18 protein-coding genes are annotated in these 25,107 nt (G+C 58.0%); 9 read left to right on the forward strand and 9 right to left on the reverse strand.

Features of this window, described 5'->3' with window-relative positions; translation table 11 throughout:
* Window positions 1–103: 103 nt before the first annotated feature.
* From RBB81_RS05145 to RBB81_RS05155, 3 genes are all read left to right on the forward strand, one after another.
* Window positions 104–2,398, forward strand: a complete 2,295-nt coding sequence (locus RBB81_RS05145) for a patatin-like phospholipase family protein (protein ID WP_353072944.1) — start codon at window positions 104–106, stop codon at window positions 2,396–2,398.
* A 135-nt stretch (window positions 2,399–2,533) separates the two neighbouring features.
* Window positions 2,534–3,442, forward strand: coding sequence for a sugar phosphate isomerase/epimerase family protein (locus RBB81_RS05150; RefSeq protein WP_353072945.1), 909 nt, complete (start codon window positions 2,534–2,536; stop codon window positions 3,440–3,442).
* A gap of 123 nt (window positions 3,443–3,565) precedes the next feature.
* Window positions 3,566–3,718, forward strand: coding sequence for a hypothetical protein (locus RBB81_RS05155; protein WP_353072946.1), 153 nt, complete (start codon window positions 3,566–3,568; stop codon window positions 3,716–3,718).
* 198 nt (window positions 3,719–3,916) lie between these two features.
* Here the strand turns inward: RBB81_RS05155 and RBB81_RS05160 are convergent, their stop codons facing one another.
* Together RBB81_RS05160 and RBB81_RS05165 are read right to left on the reverse strand one after the other, a co-directional pair.
* Window positions 3,917–4,360, reverse strand: a complete 444-nt coding sequence (locus RBB81_RS05160) for a rhodanese-like domain-containing protein (protein WP_353072947.1) — start codon at window positions 4,358–4,360, stop codon at window positions 3,917–3,919.
* Window positions 4,361–4,542: 182 nt separating this feature from the next.
* Entirely contained in the window at window positions 4,543–5,235 is a 693-nt protein-coding gene (locus tag RBB81_RS05165) for a DUF2461 domain-containing protein (protein WP_353072948.1), read from the reverse strand.
* Window positions 5,236–5,825: 590 nt separating this feature from the next.
* Between RBB81_RS05165 and RBB81_RS05170 the strand changes: the two genes are divergently transcribed.
* Window positions 5,826–6,677, forward strand: a complete 852-nt coding sequence (locus RBB81_RS05170) for a PEP-CTERM sorting domain-containing protein (protein WP_353072949.1) — start codon at window positions 5,826–5,828, stop codon at window positions 6,675–6,677.
* 627 nt (window positions 6,678–7,304) lie between these two features.
* Complete coding sequence (gene mnmE, locus RBB81_RS05175) at window positions 7,305–8,708, forward strand: tRNA uridine-5-carboxymethylaminomethyl(34) synthesis GTPase MnmE (protein ID WP_353072950.1); 1,404 nt, start codon at window positions 7,305–7,307, stop codon at window positions 8,706–8,708.
* A gap of 102 nt (window positions 8,709–8,810) precedes the next feature.
* On the opposite strand, the gene RBB81_RS05180 is transcribed toward mnmE, so the two are convergent.
* The 5 genes from RBB81_RS05180 to obgE all read right to left on the reverse strand — a co-directional run bounded on the left by RBB81_RS05180 (window position 8,811) and on the right by obgE (window position 15,032).
* Window positions 8,811–10,274 carry a GGDEF domain-containing protein gene (locus tag RBB81_RS05180; RefSeq protein WP_353072951.1) on the reverse strand — a complete coding sequence of 488 codons (1,464 nt, stop codon included), beginning with the start codon at window positions 10,272–10,274 and terminating at the stop codon, window positions 8,811–8,813.
* Between the two features lie 57 nt (window positions 10,275–10,331).
* Complete coding sequence (panC, locus tag RBB81_RS05185; RefSeq protein WP_353072952.1) at window positions 10,332–11,174, reverse strand: pantoate--beta-alanine ligase; 843 nt, start codon at window positions 11,172–11,174, stop codon at window positions 10,332–10,334.
* A gap of 135 nt (window positions 11,175–11,309) precedes the next feature.
* Window positions 11,310–12,224 carry a 3-methyl-2-oxobutanoate hydroxymethyltransferase gene (gene panB, locus RBB81_RS05190; RefSeq protein ID WP_353072953.1) on the reverse strand — a complete coding sequence of 305 codons (915 nt, stop codon included), beginning with the start codon at window positions 12,222–12,224 and terminating at the stop codon, window positions 11,310–11,312.
* 477 nt (window positions 12,225–12,701) lie between these two features.
* Complete coding sequence (locus RBB81_RS05195) at window positions 12,702–13,349, reverse strand: hypothetical protein (protein ID WP_353072954.1); 648 nt, start codon at window positions 13,347–13,349, stop codon at window positions 12,702–12,704.
* A gap of 570 nt (window positions 13,350–13,919) precedes the next feature.
* Window positions 13,920–15,032 carry a GTPase ObgE gene (obgE, locus tag RBB81_RS05200; protein ID WP_179580823.1) on the reverse strand — a complete coding sequence of 371 codons (1,113 nt, stop codon included), beginning with the start codon at window positions 15,030–15,032 and terminating at the stop codon, window positions 13,920–13,922.
* Between the two features lie 241 nt (window positions 15,033–15,273).
* On the opposite strand from obgE, the gene RBB81_RS05205 reads away from it, so the two are divergent.
* The 4 genes from RBB81_RS05205 (at window position 15,274) to RBB81_RS05220 (ending at window position 23,339) form a co-directional block, all read left to right on the forward strand.
* Window positions 15,274–18,630 carry a TonB-dependent receptor gene (locus RBB81_RS05205; RefSeq protein ID WP_353072955.1) on the forward strand — a complete coding sequence of 1,119 codons (3,357 nt, stop codon included), beginning with the start codon at window positions 15,274–15,276 and terminating at the stop codon, window positions 18,628–18,630.
* 238 nt (window positions 18,631–18,868) lie between these two features.
* Window positions 18,869–22,288: a TonB-dependent receptor gene (locus RBB81_RS05210; RefSeq protein WP_353072956.1), complete on the forward strand. Its 3,420-nt coding sequence runs from the start codon at window positions 18,869–18,871 to the stop codon at window positions 22,286–22,288.
* 71 nt (window positions 22,289–22,359) lie between these two features.
* On the forward strand, window positions 22,360–23,022 hold the full coding sequence (locus tag RBB81_RS05215) for a DedA family protein (RefSeq protein ID WP_353072957.1): 663 nt from the start codon (window positions 22,360–22,362) through the stop codon (window positions 23,020–23,022).
* Window positions 23,022–23,339, forward strand: a complete 318-nt coding sequence (locus RBB81_RS05220; protein ID WP_353072958.1) for a rhodanese-like domain-containing protein — start codon at window positions 23,022–23,024, stop codon at window positions 23,337–23,339. The genes RBB81_RS05215 and RBB81_RS05220 overlap by 1 nt, the downstream gene beginning before the upstream one ends.
* Before the next feature lie 13 nt (window positions 23,340–23,352).
* On the opposite strand, the gene RBB81_RS05225 is transcribed toward RBB81_RS05220, so the two are convergent.
* Window positions 23,353–23,727, reverse strand: a complete 375-nt coding sequence (locus RBB81_RS05225; RefSeq protein ID WP_179580829.1) for a VOC family protein — start codon at window positions 23,725–23,727, stop codon at window positions 23,353–23,355.
* A gap of 171 nt (window positions 23,728–23,898) precedes the next feature.
* Complete coding sequence (locus RBB81_RS05230; RefSeq protein WP_218892283.1) at window positions 23,899–25,077, reverse strand: mechanosensitive ion channel family protein; 1,179 nt, start codon at window positions 25,075–25,077, stop codon at window positions 23,899–23,901.
* Window positions 25,078–25,107 lie beyond the last annotated feature (30 nt).

A 25,107-nucleotide genomic window follows, 5' to 3' on the forward strand; every position in this document is an offset into this window, starting at 1 on the left:
GGGCTGCCGCCGCTATCAGCCGCAATAACATTGTTCAAAGGACCACTGCAAACTCTTTCCCGTCCGGACCCGCCAGGTGCTGTCGATATTGGAGGACTTTGGTATGTCGCTGTATCGAAGAACCGGTCGCACTCTGTTCCGTTCCCTCATACTCCTCATCACTACCGGCATCACTCACAGCCAGACCATCCCTGCAACCACCCCATCTCCTGCTCCCGATCTCGCTCCAGCGACCACGGCACCCAAATCCCAGGACGCAGCCCCCACCGCCAGCCGTCATCCCCGCGTAGCCCTCGTCCTCGAAGGTGGCGGAGCCCTCGGCTTTGCTCACATCGGCGTCCTTCAGTATCTCGAGCAGCACCACATCCCAGTCGACCTCGTCGTCGGCACTAGCATGGGCGGCCTGGTCGGCGGACTCTACGCCACCGGTCGAACCCCCGACGAGATCCGAGAACTCGTCCAGAACATCGACTGGACCCGCGCCATCGGCGGCCGCGTCCCCTTCTCCGACCTCTCCTACCGTCGCAAGCAGGACCGGATCGAATACCCTAACCGCCTCGAGTTCGGCCTCCGCCACGGCATCTCCCTGCCTGAGGGACTCAACTCCGGCCATGAGGTCGGCCTCATCCTCGACGCCGCCACCCTCGCCGACTACAACCTCAAGTCCTTCGACGATCTCCCCGTTCCCTTCCGCTGCGTCGCCACCAACATGAACACAGGCAAAGCCCACGTCTTCGACAACGGCTCCCTCGCCCGAGCCCTCCGCGCCACCATGTCCATCCCCGCGATCTTCGTCCCCGTCGTCATCGATGGCGTCACCTACACCGACGGCGCAGCAGTAGACAACCTCCCCGTCGACGTCGCAAAAGCCAACGGAGCAGACTTCATCATCGCCAGCTACCTAGACAACTCAGGCGGCCCACAGACAACTCCCGGCTCTTTCCTCGCCACCACCGGAAACTTCGTCAGCATCGCCATCGCCGCTAACGAGATGCACAGCCTCGAAGCCGCCGACATCCTCATCACCTCTAAACTTCAGGGCTTCACCAGCAGTATGTTCACCAAATCCAGCGAGATCATCCCCAAAGGTGTAGACGCGGCCGAAGCCAAAGCCAAACTCCTCGACCGCTTCTCCGTCACCGACGCCGAATGGGCGGCATACGTCGCCCAGCGCAACTCCCGCCGCAAGACCGAAGTCCCCGATCCCCAATTTGTAACCGTAGCAGGTGTAACTGGCCCAGCCCGCGTCGAGATCGAACGGAGCCTTCAGCAGGTCATCAACAGACCCATCAACGCTGCCTTCCTCGACAAGGAGATGACCCGATACGTCGGCTATGGCACCCTCAACGCCGCTGGCTACAACCTTATCGACCGCAACGGCGCAACCGGGCTCTCCATCAACGCCTACCCCCGCTACAACGGCCCTCCCTTCCTTGACCTCGCCATCAACATCGATGGCGGCGACACCCAGGACGTCCTCTTCGGCATGGCCGGCCGCATCATCTTCCAGAACCTCGGAGGCTTCCGCTCCGAGTGGCGCACCGACATCTTCTTTGGCTACTCCTACGGCGTCCGCAGCGAGTACTACCGGCCCTTCACGCCCCACAGCAACTTCTTCTATGCTCCCCGCGCCTACGCCACCAGCAGCCGGTTCGACTTCTACAACGAAGGCTCCCGAACCTCGCAGTATCAAATCAACCAGAACGGCGTCGGCTTCGATGTCGGCTACACCTGGCGCCGCAACGCCGAACTCCGCCTCGGTCAGGACGAGTACTGGTACTCCGTCTCCAAACGTGTCGATTTCGACAACCTCTCCATCCCGCCCCAGCAGCAAAGCGTCTCCTCTCTCCGCTACACCTACTACGGCACCGACAATGCCGTACTCCCCTTCCGAGGCGTCAACACCTTTCTCCGCGTCGAACGCCACGAGCCCTCCAAAGGCAACGACCCCTTCACCCTCGCCGAAGCTCGCGTAGCCGGATACCTTCCCCTCAACGAAAAAAACAGCGTCTTCCTTACCGCCAGTGGAGGCACCGCATTCGGCGCGCCGCCAGAGGTCACCGACCTCCAGGGCTTCCCACTCGGCGGTCCATTCCGCCTCGGCTCCTACGGCCGCAACGAACTCCTCGGCACCCAGTACTGGCTCTTTCAAGGCGGATACGAACGCAAGATCTTCCGGCTACCACCACTCCTCGGCGAAGGCGTCTATGCCGTCGGCTTTTTTGAAGGAGGCAAGGTCTACAACAATCTCAACCCCGTGGACGAACTTGAATCCGAAGCTTGGGACGGAAGCGTCGCCGTCATCGTCCGCACCGCTCTCGGCCCCATCTATATAGGCGGAGCCGCTGGCAACAACGATCACCGCAAGTGGTGGTTCGGCCTCGGCCACGTCTTCTAGCGTTATTCCCTTGACAGCGCTTCGCAGACGCCAAGTAGACTGATCCCGATTCCGAATCAAACAAAACACTCGCTTCCGCCACAATCGCGAAGCCAGCTAAACCCGCAGAAGACTCACAGCAACATCAGGAGAAGCATGAATCCCTCACGCCGTCTGTTCCTGCAACAGTCCGCTGCCGTTGGCCTCGCCTCCCTCGTTCCCTTCCGATCCGCATTCGGCGAAACCAGTCTCCCCATCGGCGTGCAGCTATACACCGTGCAGGACGAGCTAAAAAAAGATGCCCTCGCAACCCTCCACGCCCTCGCCAAGATCGGTTACCGCGAGGTCGAGTCCTTCCCCCTCCAGGACATCAACGCCGCCCAGATGCGGACCATGCTCAACGACGCGGGCCTCAAATGCCCCAGCGCCCATCTCTTCTTCGGCATGGCCGACAACGCCCAACTCTTCGATCAGGCCAACACCCTCGGCGCCCACTACGTCGTCAGCTCCGTCCTCCTTCCCGCCTCGCCGCAGGCCTTCGACGTCTCAAAGATGATGGATCTCATCAAAGCCTTCACCCTCGACGACTTCAAAAAGATCGCCGCCAAGGCCAACGAGATCGGCGCCCAGGCCCAGAAGGCCGGTCTCCAGTACGCCTATCACAACCACAACTTCGAGTTCCGCGACTACGACGGCCACACCGGCTACGAGATTCTCCTCAGCGAGACCGACCCCAAACTCGTCAAGTTCGAGCTCGATTGCGGCTGGATGGTCACCTCCGGCCACAATCCCATCGACTACTTCACCAAGTATCCCGGCCGCTATCCCCTCATGCACGCCAAGGACTTCCCCGCCGGCACTCCCGTCACCACCACTCTCGGCGTCGACCCCGCACATCGCCCCACCGAAGTCGGCCGCGGCCACATCGACTTCAAACCCATCATCGCCGCCGCCGAGAAGTCCGGCCTCCAACACATCTTCGTCGAGCAGGATCCACCCATCGAAGGAATGACCTCACTCGAAGCAGTCCGCGTCAGCTACGATGCTCTCCGCCCCATCGTCTAAACGAAAGAAAAGATCATCGCCGCGAACGCATCCCGCGAACAAATCTGCATCCTACATCCAGGCATTGCTCCAGGGGGAAACATGGGAACCGAGGAATTAGAACTAGCCGAAAGTCGTCGCTCTATGAGCAAGCTCATCCTGTTCGCAACCATCGCATCGGGAGTCATCGCAGCCTATCTGATGTACCGCCGCGGCGAACCGTTCGGAACCATCGCAAAGCAGGCAATCACCAACCCCGTCGGTTCGCTGATGACCGAAGTAAAAAACAAGCTCTAATCTTGTCTGCCCCGAACTTATAAAATGTGGTCATCTCGACCAGAGCCAGTCCAGACACTCATAAACGCCCGAGCCTATTCCAGACACTGATAAACGCGTCATCTCGACCGGAGGCGTGCGGTCTCATCGCACGGCGCAGTGGAGAGACCCCCGCATTTCGCCTTTGCTGTTGCTTGTTCTCTCAAAAACAAAACCAATCTACTTCGCCGTATCCAGGTGGAAGGACTCCGTATAAGCCTCCACCGGATACCCCTTCTCCTTCCACGCCGCAAGGCCACCCCTCAGCAGCTTCACTCGCGTAAAGTTCAGCGCCCGCGCCTTCCCCAACACCATCTGGCTGGTCTCATCGTCGCCGCCCGTGCAATAGATAACAGAGTTCTGGTCGCGAGAAAACTCAGCCGTATGCTCAGCGATATCCTTAGGCGCGATCCTCGTCGCGCCCGGAATAATCTCCGGATGCGCCAGAAAATCCAGCGGCTGACGCACATCGTAGAGCAGAATCTTCTTTGCCTTCAGCAGCGCATACAGGGCTTCGGGCTCAATACTCTTCACCCTCACCTCACGCTTCGCCAGGACGCGCCGCACAATCAACCCCGCCACCACGATGCAAACTACCGCTACAACAATCGCCGTCACGCTCATCCCGTCCTCCAGCTACTTGGATCAGATGTTCGCTATCCAGCACCAGTTGTCGGCGCCATCAAATCCGCGAAACTCGCGCCGACCAACGGGAGGACCAGAGCCGATCACCAACCCAGAAAAGGTACACACGTCACGAAGTGACCGCCCCACGCGAAGTGGGCCCGTCCGGCAGGACAGGGTCTTTAAAAGAGAGGCATCTTAGCCTTCCCTAAAAGCGGAGTATTCAGCAGCCTGATCAAAGGCGCGGCCACCTTGAACCGCTCCACCACATCCTTCAGCAACCCCGGCGAAGTCGCCCGTTCCACCGGCAGAGTAGCCGACAAGCCCCACTGCTTGCACATCACCAGGTCGATCGCCGGATCATCCGCAGCAAACCCCTTAGGCGGCCGCGTCAGCGACAGCGTCTCAGTCTCCTGCATCAACGACCGAAGCTTCTTCCCCGCCATAATCTTGCGAAACTCCAGATGATGATCCACCAGGTATCGCCGTATCGCCAGCAACTGCTCCCGCTCCGGCATGTACACCCCTGCTGCGATCAGCAGCTCGGTCGAACTCACCTGCAGATAGAACCCGCCCCCCGACGTCTTCTGCAAACCATCCCTCGCCCACCACGCCGACACATGATGCTTGTAAGGCCGCTTATCCTTGCTGAACCGAATATCGCGATAGATCCGCATCAGAATCTTGTTCGCTGGCCGCAGGTGCTCCGGCGAAAACTCCGCCATCGCCTCATTCACCTCGCCGATCAGCGCCAGCATCGGCTCCTTCAGCTGCTTCTCGTAGACATCCTTCCGCTCCCCAAACCACTCGCGGTTGTTGTTCTTCTTCAGCCCCCGCAAAAACTTCAAAGCCTCATTCGAAAACTGTGTCCCCATCCTTCAATCGTACCCTCCAGATGCGTTCCGTCTTCAGCCATCGATCACCGATGCGATCGAAGAGAAAACGCCAGCCGCACCTTTCGCCTTTTCTCATGCAGGATCAAGGTTGTGTTTTCGGCCCGGAGCTACACGCGAGGAGCGCATGCTGCTGTTCTTGCTTTTCTCCTATTGACCTTAGCTCACAGCCAAAAAGCTCTCTCTGTGATCCGTATCTCCATGCAACAAAACCTCTAGTTCCCACAAATCCGCAATTCTTTGCACGGACTCTCACTTTCACTCAAATAAATGCTTCCTTTTCAACAGCGATAGTTGGAGCCGCAATTGCAACTAGCTTCGCGTCAGCCAACAAGCTCCACTATCTGGAAAGCTTTCTTGGCGAACGCTCGATAGACACTACCGCAAACCAGACGGTTATGTCTCCGGTTCGGTTTTTAGGCCCCTTCAAAAAAAATCATCTCTATCTCCGTTTATGCTGTCGTTCCTCCGACACCATTCGCCTGAGAACCTGCGGTCTTTTTCTCCCATCCGCAGCGCAAGCGAAGGCTCGGGATTCGTTTACTCTTTACAACCAGCTCTGGAGGTGTTTCTTGAAAAAATTACTTGTTTTAGCCTGCCTGTTCGCCGCCGCGACCTCTTCAGCTCTCGCGGACGACTTCATCTACGGGGACAACGCCGACAACGGCGCCCCATACGTCTTCCAAATCGATAAGACCACTGGTGCCGTCACCAACACCTACACAGGTCTCAGCGGCTTCAACGGTCGCGGTGTAGTGGTCGTCGGGACCACAATGTATTACACCTCGGCTACCACCAACGCCGTCTACTCCTACAATCTCACCACAAAAACAGACAACGGACCTTTGTTTACTGTCGCCGGCTCGAGAGCTCTTTCGACGATCGCCTACGACGGAACAAACTTCTGGGTCGGCGACTACAGTGGCACCAACCATGCCTACCTGTACAGCCCTACAGGAACGCTGCTGAAAACGGTGTCGCTCGCAGACTGCACTGGGTACTGCGACGGTCTCGAGTACTTCGTGATGAACGGTAAAGGATATCTTTTATCGAACGAGGCAGATGGCAGCGTAGATAACTACGATCTCTACGACACCAACGGCAACCTCATTCAGGCGGACTACATCAACGCAGCGGCTCACTCCGGCGGTACAACCGGAATCGCGTTTGATGGAACCGACTTCTTCACCTCAAACATCTTTCAGGGCTCCCTCAACGAATGGACCGAAGGCGGCACTTTCGTCAAAACCATCTCCCTAACCGGCGCAACCAGCAGCAATCCTTTCCTCATCGAGGACCTGTCAGCTGATTACTCCCAGGTCCTTGGACCGCCTCCTGCCGTTCCGGAACCCAGCACTTTCGCTCTCTTTGGGACCGGGCTGCTCGGGCTGGCGGGAGTCGTCCGTCGCAAGCTCTCCTGCTAGTCACTCCAACCCCAGAGTCTGCTTTCCCACGAAGCAAACCTGACCTCGGGCCGATCCTCCCTCGCGGAGAATCGGCCCTTCTTCGCTGCCCGTCTCTTCATCCCCACCCAGCCAGGTGTCGCTTTTTTTGGTTTGTCATTCCCGAAGGGAATCTGCGTTTGCAGTCTCTATTGCTTCCGGCTTAATCAGAGGTCCCTTAGAGCAACGCCGCAGTTGGCGTGGAGTCGCTGTCGCTTCTTGTTGTCATTCCCGAAGGGAATCTGCGTTTGCAGTCTCTAAACCATCAGGCAAATTGCTATAGAACGACTCCAAACTCTTGAGACCCTGAGCGCAGTCGAATGGCGAGGCGTCCAGTACTTGCCCTGGGCGTACCGCAACCAAGGTCAAGCCGCACCTCTCTTGACTTCCCTCTCTTCCTTCACCGCGAGACCGCAAAAATAAACTTCGAAACCATGGCGCATTTTTCAAAAAAAAAACACGCGGCGAAAAACCATACCCAACCCCACAATTCACCACGCTCCCACCACCAAAACACCACGTTCAAAACACCATATTTCGCAAAAAACCGCTGCAAAACACCACAATCACCACGCCGGTTTTTTTCCCCGCTAAGATGGAAAAATCCAGGTGAGCGACCCCAACTCCAACTCCGATTCCAGATTCCTCTCCGAGGACTCCAAATACTCCGAAGACACCATCGTAGCCATCTCCACCCCTCCCGGCCGCGGCGGCATCGGTATCGTCCGTCTCTCCGGCCCCGCAGCCCGCACCATCGCCGAACCCCTCCTGAAACTTCGCCATCCCTTGGTCCCCGCCCAGGCCCGCTTCGCTGAAATCCTTGATTCCACAGGCGAAGTTCTCGATGAAGCTGTAGTCACCTACTTCCAATCCCCCCACTCCTACACCTCCGAGGACATCGTAGAAATCTCCGCCCACGGATCGCCCGTCCTCCTCCATCACCTCCTCCGCCAATGCCTCGCCGCCGGCGCCCGTCTCGCCGAACCCGGCGAATTCACCCAGCGAGCCTTCCTCTCCGGCCGCCTCGACCTTACCCAGGCCGAAGCCGTCTACGACCTGATCGAATCCACTACCCTTCATCAGGCCCGCATCGCCGCCCAACAACTTGGCGGCTCGCTATCACGTCATATCACCCCAATAAAACAACAACTTATAAGCCTGATCGCCGCGCTCGAAGCTGGCATCGACTTCGCTGAAGACGACATCGACCTCCTCGCGCAAGATCAAATCTCCTCCCAAATCACAGCAATCGAAGCCCCCCTCACCGCACTGGAGCACTCCTTTGACTACGGCCGCATCGTCCGCGACGGCTTTACCATGGCCATAGTTGGCCGCCCTAACGTCGGTAAATCCTCTCTTTTCAATCGCCTGGTCGAACGCGACCGCGCCATCGTCACATCGACTCCCGGTACGACACGCGACCTGGTCACCGAACGCGTATCACTGGAAGGCATTCCCCTCGAACTCATCGACACCGCAGGTCTGCGCGTTTCTACCGACGAAGCCGAATCAATAGGCATCGCCAAATCCCGCGAAGCTATGTCCGAAGCCGATGTAGTACTCCTGGTCCTGGATGCCACTGCACTACCGCATGAAGAAGACGCGGCAGCAGTAGCCACCCTGACTGGCCGCCCCTTCCTCATTGTTATCAACAAGCAAGATCTTGAACACCCGGAATCGAACATCCTGAAACCTACTCTTCAAACGATTGAAACGTCTGCTCTCACCGGATCGGGTATCTCTGAGTTACGTCGAGCCATCCTGTCGCTGGTCACGAAGGAAATCCCAAACGTTGAGACCGCGGTTCTCACCAACCACCGCCAACAGCGGTCGGTATCGGACGCATTGGCGGCTCTCAATCGAGCGAGGCAAGCGGCGACCGCGATCATCCCTCACGAAATGATCCTTCTTGATCTCTACGAAGGTCTTCACGCGCTGGACGCTTTCACAGGCTCTACGACGACCGACGACATCCTAAACCTTATCTTCAGTAAGTTCTGCATCGGAAAATAACATTGCCTACAAAAGCAGTTCTGTCGGTGATACCTGTTGAAACAACGTTCCCTGTATCCGCGCCAACAGAAGAAAGTATTGAATCCGCGAGAACGATGATGGCTAGTCGACGCTCGTCAGCGGCAGCGGGTCACTCTTGACCGAAATCCTTATGGGTCGCTTATAGGAGGACGATGATTCTTTTTGTCTGCTCGCTAATTCGCCCCAGCATACCCGATTGCGACCCAGCTCCTTTGCCTGATAGAGCGCCTTATCGGCCGCATCCAGAAGGTCCTCCTTACAGTTGACGTCGCTCGGGTAGCAGGACGCTCCGCCGCAACTTACCGTTGAAAGCCTGGGATGGCTGCCGGGCTCGGGTAGTGCTGGAGATCCAGCCACCTCGACGAGCTTGCGGATGCGTTCGGCGACGATCATGGCTCCTTCCTGTGTTGTGCCGGGAAGTAGAACCACGAACTCTTCACCACCGAATCTCGCCGCGAAGTCGTCCTTGCAGCGCAGACCTTGCAACAACAGAGAAGCAACTCGGACCAGTACTCGGTCGCCGTACAGATGGCCGCGAGTGTCATTTGTGAGCTTGAAGTGATCGATGTCGATCACGATGGCGGATAAGCAGGAGCCGGAGTCAATAGATTCGCTCCACAGTTTGGCAAACTGCAACTCGTAAGCATGCCGATTGGCGAGTCCAGTCAGGCTATCGATGCAGGAAATTCTTTGCAGTTCGACATTCAGGAAGGAAAGCTCTTTGCTTTGTATCTCGCTGCGCAGCCGCATCAGGAAGCCCAATCGTTCTTCTCGCCCGATGCTGTAATTCGCAATTGCGGTCATCGAAATGGCGCAGACCGCCAAAGTGATTCCGAGGAGCTTTTCCGATGAGTTCAGGAAATGGTCGTGTTGAATGAAGACGAGATCGCTCGCCAGCAAAATGGTCGACGCGCTGAGAGCGTAAAAGAACTGGAGCCGCATCACGACGTTGACAAAAATGACCGCTACAATCAGGCCTACTTGAGCGTACGCGGAAGAGGCTGCATTCTTATTACTCTCGATGTAGAGGTGCGTTATTCCTATAAGGCAGCTGGCGCCGGCGATGCTTACTTCGCGATAGATCTTGTTTGGACTCCAGCGCATGCTGAGATTAATCAGCAGGGCCAGGGGCGTGACAACGCACAGTCGGATTTGTAACGGGAGCCAGGAGTTGCTGCTGTTTTGGAGAAAGTGGTCGACGAGGAGATAGATATTGAACAGACCAATCGCTACCAGACCTTCCAGCCAGAGACGCTCGGATCGTCGAGCGAGTGTTGACTGCTCGAAGGCGTTCTCAAGAGGCCGTGGCAACGCTAGTCGCTGAAACCCTCTTCGTGAAAGCCGCTCGATCTGCTGAATCGCGAGCTCGTGAATGGAAGTGCTCGGCATCTGAAGTTGCCTCTTACCTTGCAGTCTGTCTTGCATCCTTTGCCGGTGTCCTGTCCTACGCAGCCGGCAGTTCAAGGACAAGTCGTCACTAAGATGGCGCTCCCTGAATGTTACTAAAGCGGGAACCCAATACACGCATATTTGCAAGGGTTGCATGGTACTTCCGTGTCATTTGCGGAGCTCGCTCTGGCGCTATCGACCCGTTTGTCGGTTTCACGCGACGAGGAAGTTGTCGATCAGACGCGTTCGCCCAACATACGCTGCTACTGCGATCAGGACGTCTCTCTCTGCAGATGCGACGGGAAGGAGGGATCGGGCGTCGACGATGGCAAGGTAGTCAACCCGTATGCCCTTCGCAGTCTCCAGGGTGTTTCTCCCGATTTGCAAGAGCGTCGAACTGCGGCGTTCGCCGCTTGCGATGCTCTGCTCGATCTTAGTAAGCGATCGATGCAGAACCAGTGCCTGTTCGCGCTCCGGAATGCTAAGGTATTTATTTCTGCTGCTCAGAGCAAGGCCATCAGCATCTCGCACGATCGCACAACTCACCAGCTCAAGGTCGAAGTTCAGGTCCTGAATCATCTGTCGCAAGACGGCTAGCTGTGCGGCATCTTTCTGTCCGAAGTAGGCGCGGTGGGGGGCAACCACGTGAAATAACTTCGCTACCACGGTGGCTACTCCGGTGAAGTGACCTGGCCGGGAGGCTCCGTCTAACCGGTCGCCGATGCCGGGCACGGTGATGGTGGTTACAGCGCCGGTTGGGTACATCCCCGTGGCCTCGGGAGCGAATAGAACGGATACACCTTCGGCCTCGAGTTGCCTGCAATCTTGCTCGAAGGTTCGTGGATACTTGGCGAAGTCTTCTCCCGGACCGAACTGGAGGGGATTGACGAAGATCGATGCGATTACAGTTTGGCACTCGGCTCCGGCTCGCTGGACCAGGGAGAGATGGCCTTTGTGAAGCGCGCCCATGGTTGGGACAAAGCCCAGCAATCCATCCTGCATCCGGAGTTTGCGACAGATGCTCTGCATCTCCGCAACACTCTTTACGATCTGCATCAAATGACGGCTCCTCTCGCCCGCGTCGCTGCGGGTTTATCTTTAGTTCTTCACTTCTTCAGCGCACCAACGTGTGCCACCATAGTCCGCTCGACGCGACTGAGAGTTTCTTTCCTGCTCGTTTCGATTGTCCGGCTATCCCACCACTTCGATCGGTTCTGTCATCAATTCCCGGACCTCGCGGGAGAAGTGATAGCTCTCGGCGTCGGCGGGGAAGGTTCTGGCTTCGACGTCGTGCCGGTATTCTTCCAGTGCCTTGCGCATGACTCCTGCTACGTCGGCGTACCGTCTGACAAACTTCGCTGGAGGCGAGAAGGTCATGGTCATCATGTCGTGGAGGACGAGGATCTGTCCGTCGCAGTCGGGGCCGGCGCCGATTCCGATGGTGGAGATGTGAAGCTCTTCGGTGATGATGCGGGCGAGCTCGCGGGGCACACCCTCGAGGACGATGGCGAAGCAGCCTGCCTCCTGGAGGGCGAGGGCGTCGGTGCGTAGTTCGTCGATCGCTTCCATGGTCTTGCCTTGTACTTTGTAGCCTCCCATGCGATGGACGCTCTGGGGAGTGAGTCCGATGTGTCCCATGACCGGGATCTCGGCGGCTGTGATTCGCCGGATGAGTTCGGTGCGTTCGCGGCTACCTTCGAGCTTGACTGCTTCGGCTCCGGATTCCTTGATGAAGCGGATCGCGTTGGCAAGTCCTTCGCGGTCGTTGGTGTGGTAGCTGCCGAAGGGCATGTCGGCAACCAGCAGGGCGCGTTTTACGGCCCGCCGCACTCCGCGGGTGTAGAGAAGCATCTCGTCCATGGTGACGGCGAGGGTGTTTTCGTGGCCCTGCATGACCATGGCGAGCGAGTCTCCCACAAGGACGATGTCGAGGCCAGCCTCGTCGACGAGCCTGGCGCTGGCGTAGTCATAGGCCGTGATGGCGCTGATCGGCCGGCGTAGAAGTTTCTTTTCGAGGAGGGAGGGGACGGTTACTTTGGCGGGGGAATCGGCCTGTCGCCCACCCTGGGCTCCGGCTCGTTCCGTAGAGAACGTGGTCAAACTCATTGCAAATCTCCAGTGCAGCTCCGCCGCGTGTCGTCCTTGGTGAGGATGACTTTGGCTGGATACCACCTGTCCCAGCAGGTACCTGGGTCCGGGTTAAAACTTACGCGTCTTGTGGTCCTAATGGCAAGGGGTTGAAGGTTCGCTGCCCTGTCCTCGCAAGGTACACCCCCCATATTACCCGCGTGTAACCTTTTTATTATCATAAGCTTACGGGAGAGTATCTCTCGCAAATATTTCATTCTAAACGAGTTACCCGCAGATACCTAGAAACAAAAGGGTTAGAGTGTTTTCGGCACTTGTGGGGCGTCAGACCATCTCACACAATCTGACTGTTTCAATTGTAACGGTTTAGATGAAACTAATGCGCACAGTGCAAGCCATTGATTGCAATGGGTTTGATGGCGACGGGGCCTTGACAGCTTTTTGGGATTGCAGTCGAAGAAGAAACAAGAGCACGCAAACGACAGATGCATCCCCTCAATTCAAGTACGATGCTGAGATGGCTTGGATTGATGCCCCCAACCATCCCTTCGCGGGAATTGCCGAGAAAATAAAACGGGCCGACGAGAGAATCTTCAATCTCCAAAGTGAGATCGCCAACTTTTCAACAGAAGCAAATACCCAACTATTCCCGATCCAAATGCGAAGGAATGGCAAGAGGCGGTTGACTATCATCGCAATCTCACCATCCCGCTGCGTTTTAGCGTTCTGAGCGGAGAGATTGTCCACCACTTGCGATCCTGCCTTGATCACATCGTCTGGTATTTCTCCAGCATTGAGTATCGGAGGGATCACGAGACAGCGATTCAGTTCCCGGTGCTCCAAATATCTCCGACGACGTAAAACGAACTGGGCGGGTATCAAAGAAAAATAAAGGGAATTACCAACGCCAATGCTTTGAAGCTCATTGAGGACGTCCAGCCATACCAAAGAGGAAGCGACGCGGTCGATGATCCTATTTGCATCGTCCATGACATGGACAGATTCGATAAGCACCGGGAACTGACGATTGCCATTAGCTGCGCCCGAATGGTCTTCTCTCCAGGTACGGGCGACGACGGTGTTCTCGCGCTCCGTAAGTACGGTAAGGGAGAGACGCTTTCCGATGCCGAACTGCGGCCGCAAACAAGGCAATCAAGAAGAATCTTGAGGTCGCCCCGCAAATCGCGTTCGCCCAGTTCGGAAACAGGCAAACGCAGCCTGTTATTCCAGCGGTGGCGCAACTCATGCGTGCCGTTGCTGATGTCGTTGACTTGTTCGCATGTGAGGTCAGGGATAATTACCGAGGGTTATTTCCCTTTGGCAAGCTAAGGGTCAGAATGACAGGCGAGAGGCAATGGCAAAGCAGATCCCTGCGGAATGACAAGCAAAAAGAGTGACGGCTATGGCTGGAAGAACAACTGTAGCGTTGAGATGGTGGGTGAAAAGGGGCGAAAGGTTTGGCGGGACAGGCTTCGTTGGGATCCTTCGCTGCGCTCAGGATGACAGCACGAGCAGGCAACGGCAAATGCAGCGGCAACGACAACGGCAAAAGCAACGGCAAATGCGGGGTTTCTCCACTGCGCGTACCACGATGAGACTGTGGTCCGTTTCGGTCGAAATGACGATGTTCTTGGGTGAGAGACAGCAGATCCCTGCGGGATGACGCTCAGGATGACGGCGAAGGACGGACAACATTTCGGTTTGGAGCGAAGGCTAGGCGCGGCCGCGGGCGGAACCTGGGGGTGGGGGGTAGTTGGGCTTGAGCTTTACGGGTTCGACGATCTCGGGTTCGAGCGCGATGGGGCGGTGGGCGGCGACCATCTCGGCGATGGCGAACTTGAGCGGCTCGATGCCCTCGCCGGTGACGGCGGAGATGATGAAGAAGGGTAACTTGCGGCGTTTGGCCATGGCGGTGAGCTTTTTGAGCTTTTCCGGATTTGCCACGTCGGCTTTGGCGGCCACAAGGATGGTGGGCTTGGCGGCGAGCGCGGGATCGAAGCTCTTGAGCTCTTCGGTGATGACTTTGTAGTCTGCGACGGGGTCGGGACGGGAGGTGCCTTCGGCGGCGCCGGAGTCGGAGACGTCGACGAGGTGGACGATGACGCTGGTGCGCTCGATATGTTTGAGGAACTGGATGCCGAGACCAGCGCCGAGGTGTGCGCCTTCGATGAGGCCGGGGAGGTCGGCGACGGTGAAGGATTCGGTGTGGGGGAAGTCGCCGACCTGGACTACGCCGAGGTTTGGTTCGAGGGTGGTGAAGGCGTAGTTGGCGATCTTGGGTTTGGCTGCAGAGAGGCGCGAGATGAGGGTGGATTTGCCGACGTTGGGGTAGCCTACGAGGCCGGCGTCGGCGAGGAGGCGGAGTTCGAGGCGGTAGGTGCGTTCTTCGCCGGCGCGGCCGAGTTCGTGCTCGCGCGGGGCCTGGTGGGTGCTGGTGGCGAAGTGCTGGTTGCCGCGGCCGCCGCGACCTCCCTTGGCGATGACGATGGTCTCGTTTGGGCGGGCGAAGTCGTGGATGAGTTCGCCAGTGGCGTCGTCGTAGAGGAGCGTGCCTACGGGAACTTTGAGGGTGGTGCTATCGCCGGCTGAGCCGGAGCAGTTGGAGCCGAGGCCGTGGCCGCCGCGCTGCGCCTTGTGCTCGGGGTTGAAACGGAAATGGACGAGGGTGTTGTGGCTGAGGGAGGAGGACATGAGGACGTCGCCTCCGTGGCCGCCGTCGCCGCCCGAGGGGCCGCCCTTGGGGACGAACTTTTCGCGGCGGAAGGCCATGCAGCCGTTGCCGCCGTCGCCGGCCTTGATACGAATTCTTGCTTCATCAATAAACATTTCTATTAACAGTGTACAAGTTTGCGCGCCTGGAGCGGGCTGCGGCGATCGCGCGAGGCTCTGTGACGATGCGAGGGTGTCATGCGGGAGCGTGTAGAAGACATCATTTTTACTTCTCGTAATCCGACGTTAACGGTCTCATGCGACGCTGGGGAGACTCACAGAAAGCAAGCAAACTTTGGCTCGTAGCAGGCGCGGAACGACGTGCAGTCTGCAGGGCGAAACAAACTCAGGAGACCAGATGAAGATTTCGGGATGGATGATGCGCGGCGCGCTGGTTGCGCTGATTGCGACGTTTTGCGCGGCTACAGGACTAAGGAGCTACGGGCAGTCAGCAGTCGACGGCGCGATCGGCGGTACGGTCGAGGATGCGAGTGGTTCCGCGATTGGGAGCGCGATCGTAGTCGTCCATTCGAACGCGACGAATGCTGAACAGAACGTGAAGGTCGATGGCTCGGGTGTCTTCCGGGTGATCCATCTACAGCCTGCAACCTACACGGTTACAATTACGGCGCCCGGGTTCCGAAGCTATCGTTCCGGTGAGGTCCTCGTCGAGGTTGGACTGCTGACAGATATCTCGCCCAAGCTGCCTGTGGGTAACGTGAGCGACACGGTTGAGGTGACGAGCGAGGCCCCGGTGCTGAATACGACGTCGCCTGATTTTTCGGGAGTCATCAATCAAAAGATGCTGCTTGATCTTCCAGTGAACAACTATCGTTGGTCGGCTTATGCGCTGTTGACACCTGGAGTGGTTGCCGATTCGAGCGGGTTTGGGCTTTTGAGTTTCCGCGGCCAGAGCACCCTGCTGAATAATGTAACCATCGACGGAGCAGATGACAATCAGGCCTACTTTTCAGAGGAGCGTGGACGCACTCGCGCGGGATACTCGACGGCCAAAGCTTCGATTCAGGAGTTTCAGGTTAATACTTCGAACTACACGGTCGAGTATGGCCGGGCTGCTGGCGGCGTTGTGAACTCGATCACGAAGTCGGGCGGCAATAAGTTCCACGGCGAGGCGTACTTTTACGATCGCGATGCGGAGTGGGGAGCGGCGAACGCGTTTACGACGAAGACCGTGCAGGTGGTTCCGAATGGACCCTTCAGTTCGGTGAACTTCAAGCCGACGGATCGACGCAAGCAGTGGGGCGGTGCGGTGGGCGGGCCGATCTTCCGCGACAAGCTGTTCTTCTTCTTTGCGGCTGATCGCTTTCAGAGAAACTTTCCTGCGGTCGCGGCCGCCAGCAATCCGACGAGCTTCTTTGCGACGCCTGATGCGGCGCTACCAGGCGGGAAGGTGTGCGGAGGGACAGGTGCGACGGCGCCAAGCACGATCGACGCGGCGGCGTGCACATTGCAAAACAATCTCAAGCTGGCCAGTTATGGTGCGGCCGCAACGGATTACACCAGCGGTCTTGCCAATCTGAATTCACTGCTTGGCAGTGTGCCGCGTACGGGCGATCAGACGATCTTCTTTCCTAAAGTGGACTGGCAGATCAACGGAAAGAATCATGCTTCGTTTGAGGTGAACCGGTTGCGTTGGATCTCACCGGCCGGTATCCAGACCGGCGCTACTGTCTTTGATGGTTCGCATAGTTTTGGCAACGACTATGTACGCGATACGTTCGGCATTGCGAAGCTGGATACGTTGATTACGAACAACATCAGCAACGAGGTTCGTTATCAGTACGGGCGCGATTTTGAGTTCGAGTTCGCCCAGGATCCTGCGGCCTATGAGACTTCGAACCTGGTGGGCCCGACCCTGGGAGGGTATAGCAATCCGTTTGGCGGACTACCGCCGAGTGTCTCGATTACGAACGGCTTTACGTTTGGAACACAGACGTTTCTGCAGCGTGCTGCGCTGCCGGATGAGCGCAGGAATCAGGTTGCGGATACGGTGAACTGGATTCGCGGAAACCACAGCATTAAATTTGGCGGCGACTACATTCATACGAATGACCTGATCAACAATCTCTTTGCGCAGTATGGCGGATATAGTTACTCCACGTTGACGAACTACCTAACGGACTTGTATCTCTCACAGAATCCGAAGACAGTTGCCCAGGCGCATAACTACAGCTCGTATACGCAGGGGTTTGGTCGTCCAGGCCTCGATTTCAATACGGGGGACTATGGGTTCTTCGTGCAGGATGAGTGGAAGTTGAATTCGCGGCTGAGCCTGACGGGAGGCATTCGGTATGAGTATGAACAGTTGCCGTCGCCGGTCAGCAGCCTGGTCGTTTCATCGATTCCGCAGACGGGATCGCTGCCGAGCAACAAGAGCAACATCGGTCCGCGAGTTGGCTTTGCCTACGATGTGTTCGGAGGCGGCAAGACGATTCTGCGAGGCGGCTATGGAGAGTTCTTCGCTCGTGTCATCAACTCCTCGATCTATAACGCGCTGATCAACACAGGGTCGCTCAACGGCCAGCCGAGCTTCACGTACACGTCGACGAGCGCGGGCGCACCGGTGTTTCCGGAGGTCATTCCGACGCTGGTCAACACGGGAACTCCACCGAACTCCACGTTCTTCGACAAGAACTTCAAGCTGCCGGAGATCCACCAGGCAGACCTGACGGTGGAGCAGGACCTTGGCTGGAATACGGTCGTCAGCGTGACCTGGTTGGGATCGTTTGGGCGGCGTCTGCCGAGTTTTGTCGACTTGAACCTGCCTGCTCCGACCACCGTGACCTACACCGTGGTGGATACGTCTGGGAAAGGCCCGCTGCAGAACGGTTCCACGTTCACGTCGAACTTTTTTGCGAAGAGCACGACGTCTTCCAAGGTGTGTCCGAGCCAGCGTCCGGATTGCAACTTCGGATCGAAGACGAACATCTTCAGCGGGGTGAACTCGAACTACCAGGGTCTGGTGGGTCAGATCTCCCATCGTCTTACGCACAACCTGCAGTTCAGCGCGAACTATACCTGGTCGCACGCGCTGGACTATGGGGAGAACAATACGACTGGAAGCTCTGCGAATGCACTGTTGGATCCGACGAGTCTTCGCGAGGAGTATGGAAACTCGAATCAGAATGTTCCGAACCGGTTTGTCCTGACAGCGGTGGCGACGTCGCCGTGGCGCTTTACGGGTTGGAAGAGCTATCTGCTGAACGATTACGAGGTTTCGCCGAACTTCTCGGCGCAGAGCGGATTGCCCTATTCGGTGGTCACCAGCGGGACGCTGTCGACGGGTCTTATCAACGGTGTGCAGTTGAATGCGGTAGGCGGTGGCGTGAACGGATCGAACGGAGCTTTCCGGCTGCCGGGGTTTGAGCGCAATGGTCTGCAACAGCCGAGCACGAATGTGCTGGATCTTCGGCTGTCGAAGCGGTTCAATGTTGCCGAACGTGTGAAGCTGGAACTGCTTGGAGAGAGCTTCAACATTCTGAACCGGCAGAACGTCACGTCGGTGAATACTACCGGATACTTCATCGGTACTACGACCAATGCGGCCAAACAGGTAACAGCGAACCTATTGACGTTCAACACGAGCAGCGCGAACTCCGCTTTACCGCTGTTCGGCTCCGTGACGAACTCGAACGCGAGCGGATTCTCTTACACACCCCGTCAGGTCCAGTTGTCGGTTCGGGCGCAGTTCTAAACCTGGTTATTTCGAGAGGGCGGCGGCTTCGGTCGCTGCTCTTTTGTGCTTAACACGGAAGTGGCCTTTCACAATTGCCGCGTCTGCGGCTAATCTCATAGTGTCCTGTTGTTTTTGGCGTGGTGCGGACCATTTGCGGCTGCGACGCTTTGCCTGGATAGCGAAAGGGCATGGCGAGCTTTCTTTTGAATCTTCCCGTGGTTGCGGCGTAGAGCGGTACAGAATCCGCGGAGAGTGCATGTCGTTCTGTCTGGGACGCGCGAAGGTGAGCGCGGGTGTGAGGAACGTTGTCCGGGCCTGCTTGCTGTGGTTTAGTGCCGCTGCTGCCATGGGGGGCTGCGCGTGGGGCCAGAGTTCGGTGGATGGGGCGGTCAGCGGTTTTGTAGTTGACGCGACGGGTGGTGCGCTGGTGGGCGCGGTGGTGCAGGTGCAGAATCTCGCGAACGGATTGACTGCTGTTGCGAAGACCGAAGGTAAAGGCGAGTTTGTCGTGTCTCATCTGCCTGCGGGAGAGTATCGGGTGCTGGTGGACTATGAGCGGTTCGCGAATCTGACGCTGGAACCGGTGGTCGTGGAGGTTGGAGGCGTGACCACGGTGGAGGCGAGGCTCAAAGTGAGTGGGGTCGTGAGTTCGGTGAACGTGACCGCAGTGCCGGAGACGCCGGCTACGGTAAGCGTCGACGAGGTGGCGTCTGCGGCCACGGCCAGTGTCGTTACACCGGAGGAGATGGAGAGGACTCCGGTGAACGGGCGGCGATGGCAGACGTTCGCTTTATTGACGCCGACGGTCAACGCCGATCCGGAGGGGGACGGGCTGTTGAGCTTCCGCGGGGTGGCTTCGACGCAGAACAGCAGCCGGATTGATGGTGGAGACGACGACCAGAGCTTTGGCGCGGTGCCGCGAGGGACGGGCGGGGAGAGTGCAGGGGAGATCGAAGACGCCGCGGAGACGGGGTCTTCACGACGGGTGAGTGCGGGGAGCGTGGATGGAGGGGGTGGGTACAGCCGGCACGCAGGAGCTGCTTCCACGTTTTCTCAGGAGGCGGTGAGGGAGTTTCGTGTGAGCGGCCAGAACTACTCGGCGTTGTATGGGCATGCGGCGGGAGGAATCATTACGACGGTCTCGAAGAGCGGTGCGAATGCGCTGCATGGGACGGGTTTTTACCTGGTGCGGTCGAGCGCGTTTGGAGCTACGAATCCTTTTTCGATAGCGACGACCTATGTGAATGGTGTGAGCACGAGTACCGCGGTGAAGCCCTCCGATCTTCGGCAGCAGTTCGGCGGCAGCGTTGGCGGGGCGGCGGTGAGGGATAAACTTTTTTACTTTTATACGTACGATCAGCAGCTGCGGTCGTTTCCGGCTGTCTCGACACCCTATGATCCGAACTTCTATTTGCTGACACCAACGCAGAGTGCGCTGCTGGGCAATCGAGGCGTGACGGGGGCGAAGGTGAGTGCTGCGTTGACCTATCTCGACAGCCTGACGGGGACCGTGGCGCGGCGACAGGACCAGACGATCAACTTCGGCAAGATGGATTGGCAGGCAACGGAGCGCCATCGCGTGAGTTTGCAGTACAACCGGGCGCGGTCAAGTGCGCCGTCGGGGGTGCGGTCTGCGCCGGTGGTGGATCTTGGAGTCGCAAGCCTGGGGAGCAGCTATGTGAAGGTGGATTCGCTGTTGGGGCGATGGATGTGGACGGTATCGCCGAAGCTGAGTCATGAGCTGCGGGTTCAGTATGGGCGTGACTTTCAGTACGAGACGGCTGCGAAGCCACTGCCCCAGGAGCCGGCGGTAGGGCCGGATGGATATGCTCCCGAGATTGCGATTGGGCCCGATGGATTTACGTTTGGGACGTCGAGCTCGCTGGGACGCACGGCTTATCCGGATGAGGATAAAGTGCAGTTGGCGGATCTGATGACGGTGGTGCGAGGGCGGCATCAGCTGCAGGTGGGCGTAGATGTCAGCTTTGTTCATGACGATATCTCGAGTCTCAACAATCCACAAGGAGCGTTTCATTACGACAGCGGAGTTACGTCCGGTCACTCGGGTGGGTTGGTGGATTGGATCACGGACTATACCTTCAATGTGAACGCGTATCCGAACGGCGGTTGTCCATCGATCACCGCGGCGGTGCACGATTTTTGCTTTCGCTCTTTTACGCAGAGCTTTGGACAGAAGACAGTGACGTTCAACACGCAGGAGTGGGCGGGGTTTTTGCAGGATAGCTGGAGGGTGAGGCGGGGGCTGACAATAAGTGCCGGATTGCGTTACGAATACGAACTCTCTCCGCTGCCGCAACAGCCAAATGCAACGCTCGATGCGGTGTTTGGGCAGAAAGGCGCGACGAGTGTGTTTCCGGAGGATCGCAATAACTTCGGCCCGAGAGCGGCTGTGTCGTGGGAGCCGTTTGGGTCGGGCCGGGGAGTTGTTCGCATTGGATATGGTCTGTTCTATGGCAGGCTGCCCGGCGCCAAATTGAGCAGTGCGCTGTCAAACACGGCGCTCCCCTCTTCGACGACGAGTGTTCTGATCTTACCGACGACGGTTACAAATTGTCCGCAGGTTGCGAATCAGGGGTTTGGGTATGCCTGCTCGTACGTGACGCCGCCGCCGGCGGCTGTGGGGAAGACGACGTCGGCGATGGTGTTCGATCGGAGATTTCGCCTGCCAGCGGTGCAGCAGGGCAGCTTTTCGATTGAGCGTGAGGTGGGTGCGGGGATGGTTGCGAGTGCGACGTATCTGCTGAATCTTGATCGTCAACTGCCGAACTCGGTGGATATCAATATTGCTCCGTCGGTTGCGACGAAGGAGTTTCAGCTGCAGGGTGGCACCGGTGTTGTCGGTGTTCGAGATGGGGAGACGTTTGTTATTCCCTTTTATTCGCAGAGGCTGAACACGAACTTTGGGCCCGTGACTGACATCCTTTCGAATGCAAATGCGACTTATAACGCTCTGGTGCTGGAGGCTCGGCGACGCAGCCGGGGCGGGTTGGAGTTTCGAGCGAGCTGGACGTGGGCGAAGGCGATTGACTATGGCCAGAGTAGCGGGGCGACGCCGCGGACCAACGGTCAGTTCGATCCGTTCGACGTGCGGTATGACAAGGGGCTCTCTGCGCTGAATTATCCGCATAAGATCGTGGCCAGCGTGGTGTGGGAGCCGAAGTTTTCGATCGAACAGCATTGGCTGAGGAGCACGGTGAACGGCTGGGCGGTTGCTCCTATTTTTACGGAGACGAGCGGGAGACCTTACAGCCTGGATATCTTTGGCGGAACCAGGCTTGCTGGTGGACACGAGAGTATCAATGGTTCAGGCGGGGCGGCGTATCTGCCGACGGTTGGAAGAAATACGCTGCGGCTGCCGGACACCGGGCGCGTCGACCTGCGTTTGAGCAAGGCTGTGCTGGCGAGTGAAGGTGTGAAGGTGCGGTGGGTTGCCGAGGCGTTCAACCTGACGAATCGGGTGAACTACTCGGCGATTATGCAGCGGGCCTACCTGGTGGGGACGGAGGTAAACGGGGTGACGCCGCTGGTGTTTCAGAATGCTGCGACGGTTGCGGCGGAGGGGCTGAACGTACGGCCGTTCGGGACGTTTACGGCGGCGTCGACGGGACAGTCGCCGGAGCGGCAGGTGCAGTTGGGGGTTAGGGTCGAGTTTTAAGTTGTATGGCTTCTTGGAAATCTATCGGCGTAAGCTGCTTCGTACCTGAAGTGCAGCTGGAGAAGCGGTGAATGGGCCTGATCGACGTCATATCAAATCATGGGTACACAGTGACGGCGATGGTGATGTTTCTGGCAGCGATGGGACTGCCACTGCCGATGTCGATCACGTTGCTGGCGGCGGGCGCAGCTTCCCAGCATGGTTTGAGGCTGTCGACTGTCCTGTTGGTAGCGTGGGGTGCAGGGGTAGCGGGCGATACTTTGTTTTACTTCGGCGGGCGCTATACGGGTTGGTGGTTGTTGTCCGGGATGTGCCGGATGTCGATGAACCCTGAGCAGTGCATCTTCAGTTCGGCCGGATATTTCTATCGGCGCGGACAGAAGACGCTATTGTTCGCGAAGTTTATTCCGGGGCTTGGGGCGATGGCGGCTCCGTTGGCTGGTTCGTTGAACATGCGGATTGGGCGGTTTCTCCGTCTGGATGCACTTGGAGCCCTGGCTTATTGTTCGGTGTGGCTGGGTATCGGGTATGCGTTCAGCGGATCTCTGCGGGAGATTACAGAGTCGCTTGGAAGAGCGAGCCATGCTGCACTTTTTCTGTTATTGCTACTTGGATTCAGTTATGCGCTGGCGTTGGTTGTTTTTACGATGCGTGCGCAGAGATACAAGGGGATCGACCGGATTACTGCGGACAATCTTTATGGCGCCTGCAGGAACAGACACCGGAAAAGCTGATGATCATTGCTGATGTGCGCAGTCATGGGTACTACGATCCGGGGATGCAGCGGATTAAAAACTCGATTCGAGTGGAACCGCACCGGTTGAAGGAGGAGCTGATTGCGTTGCGCGAGTTTATGGTGCCGGAGTGCGAGGTCTACTTGTATTGCAGCTGCCTTCGCGATACTACCAGCGTCAGGGTGGCGCATATGTTGATGCAGGAAAACTGCCACACGAAGGTGATTACGGGCGGGATGAAGGCCTGGATTAAAGCAGGCGGTGAAGTGGAGCTGGTTCCTGAAACAGACCTGCAGCATATGCCAAGATTCGACTAGTTCGACTGACGGCTCAGTGCTGTGAGAGCGAGAGCGTGTTTCCGTCGGGGTCGGTGAACCATGCGACCTTTGCGGCGCCGCCGGGCGCGGTCCAGACGCCGTCGGGACTTTGCTCGAAGTGGGGATAGCGGGTGAATACGAGGCCTTTGGCGGTGAGGTCTGCTACTGATTGGTGGATGTCTTTGACCTCCCAGCCGAGGATGGTGAAGGGCGCGGGAGTAAAGTTGCCGACGCGAACGATTCGGATCATGGTGCCGTTGGCTTCCATGACGAGGGCGAATTTGTCGTCGTCGACGAAGCGCAGGCCGAGGAGGTCCTCGTAGAACGCGCGGGACTGGGCGGCGTCGCGGGTGGGGATGAAGGCGATGATGGGAGTTTGGCCTAGCATGGGGACCTCGCTGGATGGCTAGTTTATAGCGATTTTGGGTTGCCGTGGGCGAAAGATATGTCCTGCCGGACGGGCCCGCTACGCGCGGGGCGGTCACTTCGTGACTTGTCTACCCTATAGTGGCGGGTGAAGACTACTGGTCCTCCCGTTGGGCGGAAGGGAGGTGCAGATCTAGTTGTGGTCGGTTTGTTGAAGGGGATTTGGGAGCCTCTGGTCTTCCTGCGGTTGGGCAGAGCCATCTGGACGAGAGGCGAAGCGCGTGGTGGGGAAGGCGTCGGGGTAGTTCTGCTGGATCCACTCGGTCATCTTTTCGCGGACGAGGCAGCGGAGGTCGAAGTTTTCGCTGGAGTTGCGCGAGCTCATGAGGCAGCGGAGCTCCATGGAGCGGTCGGTGAGGTTGGTGACCTGGAGGCCGCAGACTTGCTTGTTCCAGAGCGGCGAAGGGTGGACGATGGATTCGAGTTGCTGGCGAAGGTCCTCTACTGGGATGGAATAGTCGACGTAGAGGAAGGCGGTGCCCATGATGTCGGAGGACTCGCGGGTCCAGTTCTGGAAGGAGTTTTCGATGAAGTAGCTCAGGGGCACGATGAGGCGGCGGAGGTCCCAGATGCGGATGACGACGTAGGCGGAGTTGATCTCTTCGACGCGGCCCCACTCGCCCTGGACTACGACGACGTCGTCGATGCGGAGGGGCTCGGTGACGGCGATCTGGAGGCCGGCGAAGAAGTTTGCGGCGGTGGATTTGGCGGCAGTGGCGAGGATGAGGGAGGCGATGCCGGCGGAGGCGAGCAGTCCGGAGCCGTAGTGCCAGATGCGCGGGTCGTTGAAGGTCCAGAGGAGGGCGCCGATGTCGATGATGACCACGAAGCTGATGAGCATTCGGCGGAAGAGCTGGAACTGGGTGTGGACGCGACGGGCCTGGATGTTGTTTTCGGCGTTGAGGTCGTATCGCCGGAGCATGATGGACTGGAGGACGTAGATGCAGCCGACGGCGAACCAGCCGAGGGCGGCGACCATCGCCATGATGAGGCCCTGACGGATGGTGTCTTCGAGCTTGTCAGGCAGTCCGGGGATGATGGGGAGGATGATGAGGAGACAGGTGAGGAAGAAGATGGCGCGGGCTGGTTTGCCGAGATAACGCTGGAGTCCCCAGCCGAGAGTTTTGTTCTCTTCTTCTTTGCGGCGCAGTATGCGGAACAGGACGTAATGCACCACGTTTGCGAGCACGATGGCGGTGCAGAAGAGGAAGATAGCCAAGAACCAGGTGTGGCGAAAGTGAGGGAACGCAAGCGCGAGCGAATCTATGTGCGATGCAGTGAAGCTGGTCGGGCTATGAGTGAGTCGATTCAAGGTTGCCCGTCTCTCCTTCGTCGGTTAGAT

The sequence above is a fragment of the Tunturibacter gelidoferens genome (assembly GCF_040358255.1).
Classification (GTDB): Bacteria; Acidobacteriota; Terriglobia; order Terriglobales; family Acidobacteriaceae; genus Edaphobacter; species Edaphobacter gelidiferens.

Bases quoted from the DNA above. Each gene is read 5' to 3' on its own strand.
- obgE (WP_179580823.1), bottom strand. From the start codon at position 15,032: ATGTTTATTGATGAAGCAAGAATTCGTATCAAGGCCGGCGACGGCGGC.
- RBB81_RS05210 (WP_353072956.1), top strand. From the start codon at position 18,869: ATGTCGTTCTGTCTGGGACGCGCGAAGGTGAGCGCGGGTGTGAGGAAC.
- RBB81_RS05150 (WP_353072945.1), top strand. From the start codon at position 2,534: ATGAATCCCTCACGCCGTCTGTTCCTGCAACAGTCCGCTGCCGTTGGC.
- RBB81_RS05155 (WP_353072946.1), top strand. From the start codon at position 3,566: ATGAGCAAGCTCATCCTGTTCGCAACCATCGCATCGGGAGTCATCGCA.
- RBB81_RS05215 (WP_353072957.1), top strand. From the start codon at position 22,360: ATGGGCCTGATCGACGTCATATCAAATCATGGGTACACAGTGACGGCG.
- RBB81_RS05145 (WP_353072944.1), top strand. From the start codon at position 104: ATGTCGCTGTATCGAAGAACCGGTCGCACTCTGTTCCGTTCCCTCATA.
- RBB81_RS05180 (WP_353072951.1), bottom strand. From the start codon at position 10,274: ATGCAACCCTTGCAAATATGCGTGTATTGGGTTCCCGCTTTAGTAACA.
- RBB81_RS05165 (WP_353072948.1), bottom strand. From the start codon at position 5,235: ATGGGGACACAGTTTTCGAATGAGGCTTTGAAGTTTTTGCGGGGGCTG.
- panB (WP_353072953.1), bottom strand. From the start codon at position 12,224: ATGAGTTTGACCACGTTCTCTACGGAACGAGCCGGAGCCCAGGGTGGG.
- RBB81_RS05160 (WP_353072947.1), bottom strand. From the start codon at position 4,360: ATGAGCGTGACGGCGATTGTTGTAGCGGTAGTTTGCATCGTGGTGGCG.
- RBB81_RS05220 (WP_353072958.1), top strand. From the start codon at position 23,022: ATGATCATTGCTGATGTGCGCAGTCATGGGTACTACGATCCGGGGATG.
- panC (WP_353072952.1), bottom strand. From the start codon at position 11,174: ATGCAGATCGTAAAGAGTGTTGCGGAGATGCAGAGCATCTGTCGCAAA.
- RBB81_RS05205 (WP_353072955.1), top strand. From the start codon at position 15,274: ATGAAGATTTCGGGATGGATGATGCGCGGCGCGCTGGTTGCGCTGATT.
- RBB81_RS05225 (WP_179580829.1), bottom strand. From the start codon at position 23,727: ATGCTAGGCCAAACTCCCATCATCGCCTTCATCCCCACCCGCGACGCC.